Source organism: Mycobacterium sp. (genome assembly GCF_040509115.1).
GTDB lineage: Bacteria > Actinomycetota > Actinomycetes > Mycobacteriales > Mycobacteriaceae > Mycobacterium.
The window spans coordinates 1-7,411 of sequence record NZ_JBEVLO010000401.1; the positions used below are offsets into that span (position 1 = coordinate 1).

Consider the following 7,411-nt stretch of genomic DNA (forward strand, 5'->3'; position numbering starts at 1 on the left):
AGGTTGCCGAGTTGCTCCCGTGCGTAATCGCTGTCATCCATCCGCTTCGGGTCGGCTTCGGCGCCGGTGACGAACGGCACCCCGGCACTGTGGGTCATCACATGGCGGATCGTGGTGCGGTCCTTGCCGTGGCTGGTGTAGGTGGGGAGGTAGTCGCAGACCCGGTCGTCGAGCGACAGCACTCCGCGTTCGGCCAGCATGTGTACGACGGTCGTGGTCATCGCCTTGGCGGCGGAGTACACGCAGAACGGCGTCTCGGTGGTGACGGGGATCTTCTCTGCGTCGGGCGGGTCCGACGGCGCATTGCCCCAGCCGTGGCCGATGGCGCGATTGAGGACGATCCGGCCGTCGTGGCGCAGGCAGACCTGGATCGCGGGATGCATTCCCGCCCGATACCAGTGCCGCGTGGCGTCCCAAATGCGTTCGATGCCTTGGGGATCGACCTCGGCGTGGTCCTCGGCACCGATCGAGGTCACCGCGTCCAGATCCGTCGGCACGCGGATCCGGCCATCCGGTGTCGGCTGGCTCATGCGCCCTTCCGGTGCAGCGTGGCGGACAGGTGGTGCTGAAGGGGTTGTCCCACTGCGCCCAGGCGGACGGTGTAAGTCAACACGTCGCCGGCGATCGAGAACGAACGGGACAGCGCCGTGACGTCTTTCGCCGATGCGGAGAGGCCGATGGTGGTCGCGGTGAGTTCCAGTTCGATCGACGAGTCGCTCGCGGTCAGCGAGCCCTCCTGGATCTCGGTGATTCCCGTGGGGTGCGCGAGGATCAACTCGACGCGGTTGGGCGACGGCGCCCGCAGATACCCGGCCTCCGCGTGCAGGGGGCGACCGTCGTCGCGGGCGCGGGTGCGCTGGGTATAGGCCAGGAACGGCTTGCCGACGTGGCCGAACGTGACCTCTTCGAGGTAACTGAAGGAGCTGATGGTCGGGTACTCGCCGTCCCCGGATCCTGCCCAGGTGCCGAGCAGCGGGGATAGGGCGGCGAGCGCGGGATGGAGATCGGCCACGTTCGCCAGCGTACGGCGGGCTCCTTTACCAGGTTTCGTGGATCGCGGCCGAATCCATCCACAGGGGCGCTGACCTGTGGATGGCGCCCGCGGAGAACCCGGTCTTCGAACTAGTGTTCGAGACATGAGTTCGGAGCGCGTGACCGCAGCGGTTGCCGCCTATCAAGCTGCCTGCCAGGACCTGCTGGCCCTCGACGTCGAGCCGTTCACCCACACCGAACTGTTGGACCTGCAGTCCGCGCTGGAGACCACCGCCTGGCAGATGCCCACCCTGAGCCATCGCATTCTGGCCCGCCTGCAGGCCGAGGCCTCGCCGATCGCGCTGGGTGCCAAGAACCTGCGCGAAGTGCTCACCACCCGGTTGCGCATCTCGGCCAAGGACGCCACCCGCCGCCTGGCCGAAGCCACCGAACTGGGTCCCCGCCGGGCCCTGACCGGCCAGCCGTTGGCACCGGTGCTGGAGCAGACCGCGGCCGCCCAGGCCGCCGGTCGCATCGGCGCCGAACACGTCACGGTCATCCGCACCACGATGGGCAAGCTCCCGCTCTGGGTGGACACCGCCGCCCGCGACCGCGCCGAAACCTCCCTGGCCACCGCCGCGGCAGGCCTGAGCCCCGACGCGCTCCGCGAAGTTGCCGCGTTACTGCTCAACGTGATCGACCCCGACGGCCCCGTGCCCAACGACGCCGACCGCGCCCGCAAGCGTGGCCTGTGGATCGGCAAGCAAGACCCCGACGGCATGACTCCCGTCCGTGGGAACCTCGACCCGAACGCCCGGGCCACCATCGAAGCCCTCTTCGCCAAACTCGCCGCCCCCGGCATGGCCAACCCCGACGACGACACCCCCCGCACCACGGGCACCCCCACTCAAGAGCAGATCGACACCGACACCCGCTCGGTGGGGCAGCGCAATCATGACGCGCTCACCGCGATCGGGCGCTCCGTGCTGTCCAGCGGGCAGTTGGGTCGACATAACGGCCTGCCGGTCACCATCATCGTCTCCACCACCCTGCAAGACCTCGAAGCCGCCGCAGGCAGCGCCGTCACCGCGGGCGGCACCCTGCTGCCGATGTCCGACGTGATCCGGATGGCATCGCACGCCCGCCACTACCTGCGCATCTACGACAAGCACACCACCGAAGAGCTCTACCTCGGCCGCACCAAACGGCTCGCGCCCGCCGGCCATCGCATCGTGCTGCACGCTAGGGATCGGGGCTGCACCTTCCCCGGCTGCACCGTGCCCGGCTACGGCACCCAGGTCCACCACACCACCGGCTGGGCCAAACACCACGGCAACACCGACGTCGACGCCGAGGTCCTGGCCTGCGGCCCCCACAACCGCCTCGCCGAGACCGGCTGGGTCGTCACCATCCACGACGGCCAAGTCCGCTGGACCCCACCACCCCCGCTCGACACCGGCCAGCACCGAGTGAACCCGTACCACCACCCCGAACGCATCCTGGCCCCCGAACGCATCCTGGCCCCGCCGGGACCGCCCGACGGTCTGCCCATCGACACCGGCTGAAAGCCGTTGCGAGGAGCGTGAACTCAGGCCGCCTGGCGCGTGAGCACGAGTGGTTCGCCGTCGGTCACCGCGATGGTGTGTTCGCTATGGGCGGTGCGCGACCCGTCGGCCGATCGGATGGTCCATCCGTCGCGGTCGTACACGATCTTGTCGGTGCCCTGAGCGAACCAGGGCTCCAGCGCGAGAGTCAGTCCGGGCCGCAGCACCAGGCCGCGGCCCGCGCGCCCACGGTTGGAGACGTGGGGATCCTCGTGCATCGTTCGACCGAGCCCATGCCCGCCGAAGTCGGTGTTGACCGGATAGCCGTATTGGTCGGCGACCGCTCCGATCGCTGCGGAGACGTCGCCGAGCCGATTGCCGGGGCGAGCGGCCTCGATCCCGGCCGCCAAGGCGCGCTCGGTTGCCTCGATGATCCGCTGGTCCTCGGCCCTTGGAGTGCCGATGATCAGACTGCGCGCCGAGTCGGCGACCCACCCGTCGATCGATACTGCGATGTCCATGCTCAGCAGATCGCCGTCGCGCAGCGCATAGTCGTGCGGCAAACCGTGGAGCACCGCATCGTTGACCGAAAGGCAGATGACGTTGCGGAAGGGACCGCGGCCGAATGACGGCGCGTAGTCCCAGTAGCACGACACCGCGCCACGCTCGTCGATCAGCTGCCGCGCACGGTGTTCCAGATCGAGCAGATTGGTTCCCACCCCGGCGCGCGACTGCAGGTCGTCGAGCAGGCCGGCGATGAAGGCGCCGGTGTTCCGCATCGCTTCGATCTCCTGGCGCGTCTTCAACTCCAGCACTCGCCCACCCCTCACGTTCTCCGGCCGATGTCCGGTATAGAAATACCAGACTAATACGGAGTTCGGTATTTTCATACCGCAGTGCCGTATCCTGCGAGCATGGTGCGATCACCCTTGACGCCGCAGCAGCTGGCCGTGGGGCGGCGCCTCGGCGCCTTCCTGCGGCAGGCCCGCGGCGACCGCAAGCCGGCAGAAGTCGCACACGCTGCGTCGATATCGCCGGAGACCCTGCGCAAGATCGAGACCGGACGCCTGGCCACCCCCGCGTTTACGACGGTCGCCGCGCTCGCGGCCGTCTTGGACATCCCGCTGGAGGACCTCGCCCGCATCTGCCTTCCCGAACTCAACCTCCGCGACACCGGATAGCCATGTGCAGCAAGGCGCCGGACGACGATCAGGTCAAGACCACGCTGCCTGCGCATCCTTCCGAAGCGGCATCGCAGTTCCGTCAAGCGTGCGGCTCCCGGCCGGCGGCATGACTACCCCGTGATGAGACTGGGCGTGCCGGGACCGGGCCCCGATCGTGGGAAGGCGGAACGGAACTCGGAATACGCCCCCACTAGGGCGGCGAGGGTGAAGTTTCTGTTCAATCCGCTCGGATTGGGTAGCACCCATGCCGCCGCGCCTGCGAACCCTGGAGAGTAGGGCCCCCAGGCGACCTCGGAGGTCCGTGTCATGGCCGCCAGTGCAGGCTTGCCGAGAAAGCCGATCGCTCGCGGCGCGTAGCGGCGGATCTTCGCCTCGAAACCTGGTCGGGCAGCCCGGAATTCCTGAGCCGACACCTCGCTGGCTCGCGGCGTTGGTCGCTCGACGACCGCGGTTATGCCGCACCCGTAGTCCAGCAGGCAGCGCTCGTCCTCCGGTCGCAGGCGGGTGTCGGTGAATCCGGCCAAGTGCAGTACCGACCAGAAGCGGTTGCTGCGGTTCGAGAAGTTGTGACCGTCCTGCGCCGCGGTCGCGCCCGGATTCAGACCGCAGAAGACGACGTCGAGACCCTGGGCAAGGATGTTCACCTCATAGCGCGCCACGCGAGAAACGCTACGGTGAGCCGCGAGCTCGGGCATGGGACGGGCCACGGGCCGGTCCTGCGGCAGGATTGCCGCCGGATGCGGTCCATGCCGGACCCGTCTCGCGTAGCGTCGGCCACGTGCCGCCCCGAGGGAGGACACGCAGCACCGCGCCCGTGACCGTCCTGGTCGCGCTGCTGTTCATGGCCGCCGTCGCCCTGCGCGGATACGTCCCAGGCGCCGACCAGGTGGCGGCGGATACCGACCAGGAAAGCCCGTTGGCGGGCATCGTCGTCGTCGGCCTACTCGCCGCGGCGGTGGCGGTGGTCGTGGTGGCTGTCGTGCTCCGGCTGATGGGTCGCAACGCCCGCCCGCCGACCGCAGCGGCCCGTTCCGACTGGCTCCGCCGCGACCGCGCAGGGCCGACATGGCGTGTCTCGGTGATCGCCTTCGGGTTGATCCTCGGCTGGCTTCTGCTGTACGCGGCGCTCAGCCGGCTCGGCGGCCCACGGCACGACGTACCCGCCCAAATCCCGGGAACGACGCCCGACGAAGCGGAATCCGAGGCCGCGCGCAACGCCGCCGACCTGCCGCCCGACGTCGGTGGCGAGTCCAGTCTGCTCGGCTACTTCTACACCGCCACGGTGATCTTCCTGTTCGTCCTCGTCGTGGGGACGATCATCGCCTCGCGCCGACGGCGGCGCCCGGCGCACCCGGCGCGCTGGGCCGACGATGGCGAATCTGGGGAGCCGAACACTCGGTCCGAATCCCTCGCCCGCGCAGCGGAAGTGGGGCTCGCCGAGGTCGGTGATCTCAGCCGCGAGCCGCGCAAGGCCATCATCGCCTGCTACGCGGCGATGGAGCGGGAGCTCTCGCTGCTCCCCGATGCCGCGCCCCGCGACTTCGACACGGCGTCGGAGGTCCTGGCACGCGCCGTCGACCACCATGCGTTGCGGCCCGACAGCGCAACGCAACTGGTGGATCTCTTCGACGAGGCCCGCTTCAGCTCACACGTCATGAACGAGGGACACCGCGACGCCGCGATCGGCGTGCTGACCCACGTGCTCGACGAGTTGCGGAGTCACGCGTGAAGAAGGTCGCGATCGTCGGCATCCTGCTGATCGTGTGTGCCGAGCTGCTGGCGCTCACCCACCCCGACCGCCGTTTCGTTCCGTGGCTGGCAGGTGGGGCGGTCGCCATCGCGCTGCTGGTCGCGCGTTGGGTGCTGGTCCGCGACGCGCGACCCGACGTCGACGACTCCCGTGCCCGCGACCCCGCGGAGTCGCTGCGCCGTTGGCTGGCCAAGACCGAGATCCTGATCGCGCGGGCGGACTCCAACCGCGCGGACTGGGACAAGCATCTGCGCCCGATGCTGGCCAGGCAGTTCGAGCTGGCGACCGGCGCACGAAAGGGCAAGGATCCCAAGGTCTTCCACGCCACGGCCATCGCAGTGTTCGGTGAGCGGCTGTGGCCGTGGGTCGACCCGGACAACGTCGTCACCAGCGGCGTCTTGACCAGCGGCGTCTTGACCAGCGGCTTGCCAAGGGGGGCCGGTGAACCCGGCCCCGGGCGGGCCGTCCTCGCCGAGGTCCTGCAACGCCTGGAGAGCATATGATCCTGCCGGTCACCACGACCGCCGCACACTGCGAGGCCGTGCTCGACGAGATCGGCCGCGTCGTGGTCGGCAGGCGTGCGGCCCTCACCCTGATCCTCACCGCACTCCTGGCCAGAGGGCACGTCCTCATCGAAGACCTTCCCGGACTTGGCAAGACGCTCATCGCGCGGTGCTTCGCGGCGGCCCTCGGGCTGGACTTCAAGCGCGTGCAGTTCACCCCCGACCTGCTGCCCGCCGACCTGCTCGGGTCGACGATCTACGACATGCAGTCGGGCCGATTCGAGTTCCGGCCTGGGCCGATCTTCAGCCACCTGCTGCTCGCGGACGAGATCAACCGGACCCCGCCGAAGACCCAGGCGGCACTGCTCGAAGCGATGGCCGAGCGCCAGGTCAGCATCGACGGTGACACCCACCCACTGCCGGAACCGTTCATCGTGCTCGCCACCGACAACCCCATCGAATACGAGGGCACCTACCCTCTGCCGGAAGCCCAGCTCGACCGTTTCACGATTCGCCTCGAGCTCCGTTACCTCGGCGAGCGCGACGAGACGTCGATGCTGCGTCGCAGGTTGGACCGCGGCTCGGCCGACCCGACCGTCGCGCGGATCGTGGACGCCCAACAGCTCATCGCGATGCGCGAATCGGTCGAGGAGGTCACGGTGCACGAGGACGTCCTGCAGTACGTCGTCGCCCTTGCCGTCGCCAGCCGCCAGCATCCGCAGGTCGCCGTCGGCGCCAGCCCCCGCGCCGAACTGGACCTCGTCCAACTCGCCCGCGCCAGGGCGTTGTTGGCGGGCCGCGACTACGTGATCCCCGAGGACGTCAAGGCCTTGGCCGTGCCCGCCATGGCGCATCGGATAAGCCTCCGCCCGGAGATGTGGGTTCGCCAGGTGCGCAGCTCCGACGTCGTCGAGGAACTCCTGCGCCGCGTCCCCGTGCCACGTACCCGGGGCGCCACGTGACCGACACCCGCTGCACCGACGTCGAACTACGTTGGAACGCTTCACCTCTCGCACTCTCACTCGCGACGTGCGCGGCGGTGGCGATGGCCGTCGCCCTGATCGGCTCCCGCTGGCAGCTCATCGTGTTCGCCGCGCCGTTGCTGGGCGTGCTGGTCTCGCTGCCCTGGCAGCGGCCGAGAGCCACCGTGACGGTCGCCGCCACGCCAGGCCTGGTCCGGTGCTTCGAGACCGAGGTAGCCCGGCTGCAGATCTGGGCGACGGCCGAGCATGGCGCGTCGGTGCGGCTGACCGTCGAGGGCGTCGAGGGCGCCGCGATGGCGGTGATGCCCGGGGCGAGCGGAGCGAAGGGGGTGATGCCCGGATCGACGGGGATGGTGATCGAACTGTCAGCCGACCGGTGGGGCCGGTATCCGGTCACCGTCGGGGTCGACGTCGTCGCACGCGGTGGACTGCTCTCGGCACGGGCCGTGACGGGCCGCGTCGAGGTGGCCGACGT

General features: G+C 69.4%; 9 protein-coding genes and 1 pseudogene. 6 read left to right on the forward strand and 4 right to left on the reverse strand.

Features of this window, described 5'->3' with window-relative positions; translation table 11 throughout:
- Together ABW137_RS27635 and ABW137_RS27640 are read right to left on the reverse strand one after the other, a co-directional pair.
- A partial coding sequence (locus ABW137_RS27635) for a serine hydrolase (protein ID WP_526404721.1) occupies positions 1–530 on the reverse strand: 530 nt, incomplete at its 3' end.
- Complete coding sequence (locus ABW137_RS27640; protein ID WP_526404723.1) at positions 527–1,012, reverse strand: peroxynitrite isomerase; 486 nt, start codon at positions 1,010–1,012, stop codon at positions 527–529. The genes ABW137_RS27635 and ABW137_RS27640, both read right to left, overlap by 4 nt.
- Before the next feature lie 124 nt (positions 1,013–1,136).
- On the opposite strand from ABW137_RS27640, the gene ABW137_RS27645 reads away from it, so the two are divergent.
- Positions 1,137–2,537 carry an HNH endonuclease signature motif containing protein gene (locus ABW137_RS27645; RefSeq protein ID WP_526404725.1) on the forward strand — a complete coding sequence of 467 codons (1,401 nt, stop codon included), beginning with the start codon at positions 1,137–1,139 and terminating at the stop codon, positions 2,535–2,537.
- 23 nt (positions 2,538–2,560) lie between these two features.
- Here ABW137_RS27645 and map read toward each other — a convergent pair whose 3' ends face one another.
- Positions 2,561–3,331: a type I methionyl aminopeptidase gene (map, locus tag ABW137_RS27650; protein ID WP_526404727.1), complete on the reverse strand. Its 771-nt coding sequence runs from the start codon at positions 3,329–3,331 to the stop codon at positions 2,561–2,563.
- A 99-nt stretch (positions 3,332–3,430) separates the two neighbouring features.
- Here map and ABW137_RS27655 point away from each other — a divergent pair, with 99 nt between their 5' ends.
- Positions 3,431–3,697, forward strand: coding sequence for a helix-turn-helix transcriptional regulator (locus ABW137_RS27655; protein WP_526404729.1), 267 nt, complete (start codon positions 3,431–3,433; stop codon positions 3,695–3,697).
- Positions 3,698–3,810: 113 nt separating this feature from the next.
- Here ABW137_RS27655 and mug read toward each other — a convergent pair whose 3' ends face one another.
- On the reverse strand, positions 3,811–4,359 hold the full coding sequence (gene mug, locus ABW137_RS27660; protein ID WP_526404731.1) for a G/U mismatch-specific DNA glycosylase: 549 nt from the start codon (positions 4,357–4,359) through the stop codon (positions 3,811–3,813).
- Positions 4,360–4,514: 155 nt separating this feature from the next.
- On the opposite strand from mug, the gene ABW137_RS27665 reads away from it, so the two are divergent.
- From ABW137_RS27665 to ABW137_RS27680, 4 genes and pseudogenes are all read left to right on the forward strand, one after another.
- A complete protein-coding gene (locus tag ABW137_RS27665; protein ID WP_526404733.1) occupies positions 4,515–5,429 on the forward strand; it encodes a DUF4129 domain-containing protein in 915 nt (304 codons plus the stop codon).
- Complete coding sequence (locus ABW137_RS27670; protein ID WP_526404735.1) at positions 5,426–5,953, forward strand: hypothetical protein; 528 nt, start codon at positions 5,426–5,428, stop codon at positions 5,951–5,953. Before ABW137_RS27665 ends, ABW137_RS27670 begins: the two co-directional genes overlap by 4 nt.
- Positions 5,950–6,915, forward strand: coding sequence for an AAA family ATPase (locus ABW137_RS27675; protein WP_526404737.1), 966 nt, complete (start codon positions 5,950–5,952; stop codon positions 6,913–6,915). Before ABW137_RS27670 ends, ABW137_RS27675 begins: the two co-directional genes overlap by 4 nt.
- A pseudogene (locus ABW137_RS27680) lies at positions 6,912–7,411 on the forward strand (DUF58 domain-containing protein); the annotation flags it as partial. The gene ABW137_RS27675 and the pseudogene ABW137_RS27680, both read left to right, overlap by 4 nt.